Annotated in this window: 2 protein-coding genes; both read left to right on the forward strand. The window is 67.3% G+C overall.

Features of this window, described 5'->3' with window-relative positions; genetic code table 11:
• Positions 1–934 (forward strand): LPS export ABC transporter permease LptF (gene lptF, locus V6M63_RS00255; protein ID WP_332738321.1); only part of this gene is annotated, 934 nt, incomplete at its 5' end.
• A partial coding sequence (locus V6M63_RS00260) for an LptF/LptG family permease (protein WP_332738323.1) occupies positions 931–1,721 on the forward strand: 791 nt, incomplete at its 3' end. The genes lptF and V6M63_RS00260, both read left to right, overlap by 4 nt.

The following is a 1,721-nucleotide window of genomic DNA, read 5'->3' on the forward strand; positions in this document are numbered from 1 at the left end:
GCTGTCGCAGCTGGGCCTGCAACTGCTCAACTACCTGGCCCTGATCCTGCCCCTGGCGCTGATGCTGGGGCTGTTGCTGGCCTTCGCGCGGCTGTACCGCGATTCGGAAATGCCGGTGCTGACCTCGATCGGCATCGGCCCGGGACGGATGCTGAAGCCCTTGCTGATGCTGGTGGTGCCGGTGGTGGCGCTGGTCGGCACGCTGTCGCTGTGGCTGGGCCCCTGGGCCGACCGCACCAGCGAACGCATGATCGAGCACGCCAACCGCAGCCTGATCGTGGCGGGCCTGGATGCCGGCAGGTTCACTGTATTGCCCAATGGCAGCGTCATTTATGTGGGCGGCATCACCGCCGATGGCACCCACATGCGGCGCGTGTTCGTGCAGCGCCAGGAGGGGGATCGGCTGGACGTGGTCACCGCGCGCAGCGGCGAGATGTTCTTCGAAGGCGCGCGCGACCGGTACATGCGGCTGGACGAGGGGTTCCGAGTCGAAGGGCCCCTGGACCAGGGCCGCGACTACAATTTGATGCGCTACGCCAGCAACGAATTCGCGCTGCCCGACCGTGCCGACGTCCGCGATGAGGCCGACCCGGAGCTGATGACGACCCGGGACCTGTTCGGGGACAAGCGACCCGACGCGAATGCCCAGCTGCATTCGCGCATCGCCCCGCCCCTGCTGGCGCTGGCATTCGCGCTGCTGACCCTGCCGTTGGCACGCAGTTCGCCGCGGCAGGCGCGCTACGGCCGGATCATGCTGGGCTTCCTTGCCTACCTGGTGGGCACCAACCTGATGTTCATCGGCACCCAGGCGCTGTCGGACGGCAAGATCCCGCCCCTGCTCGGGCTCTGGTGGCTGACTCTGCCGCTGCTGGTGCTGGGCGCATGGCTGTACCTGCGTGATGGCCGCATGTCGCGGCACGGGGCCGGATCATGAGATTGCGACCCAACCTGCACGATCTGTACGTGGGCCGCGTGGTCCTGACCACGGTGCTGCTGGTCTGGGCGGTGCTGGTGGGCCTGGACGTGATCAACGCCATGGCCGGCGAAGTCGGCGACCTGGGCAAGGGCAACTACAGCTTCGGGCACGCGGTGGCTTACATCGCTTACACAATTCCGCGCCGCGCCTACACCATGTTCCCGACCTCGGCCGTCATCGGCGCACTGATGGGCCTGGGCCAGCTGGCGACCAGTTCGGAACTGATCGCGTTGCGCGCCGTGGGTCTGTCGCGGCGACGCCTGACCCTGTCGGTGGCGATCACCCTGGCGTTGCTGACAGGGCTGATGGTGTTTGGCATGGAAGCCGTGGGCACCCGCGGCCAGACCCTGGCCGACACCCTCAAGACATCCGCCACTTCCGACAACCTGGCAGTGGCCAAGTATTCGGGCCTGTGGGCGCGGGAAGGAAACACCTTCCTCAATGCCCAGAGCGGCGACGAGCGGATCCAGGACGGCAAGCAGTGGCTGCAGCTGCGCGACGTGCGCCTGTACGAACTGGCCGAGGACGGCAGGCTGGCGTCCATCGCCCACGCCGCGACCGCCGAACACTTCGAAGGCACCTGGGTGCTGAAGAACGTGTTGCGCACCACCTTCAACGAGCGTTCGGTCACCCAGCAGCAGGTGCTGGGCATGCGCTGGAAATCCGAGCTGGATCCCGCGGCGCTGGCGGCGACCATCGCCAAGCCGCGCTACATGGCGGCGAGCGACCTGTGGAGCAGCATCAA

The sequence above is a fragment of the Hydrogenophaga sp. genome, assembly GCF_036675665.1.
In the GTDB taxonomy this organism is placed as follows: Bacteria; Pseudomonadota; Gammaproteobacteria; order Burkholderiales; family Burkholderiaceae_C; genus Hydrogenophaga.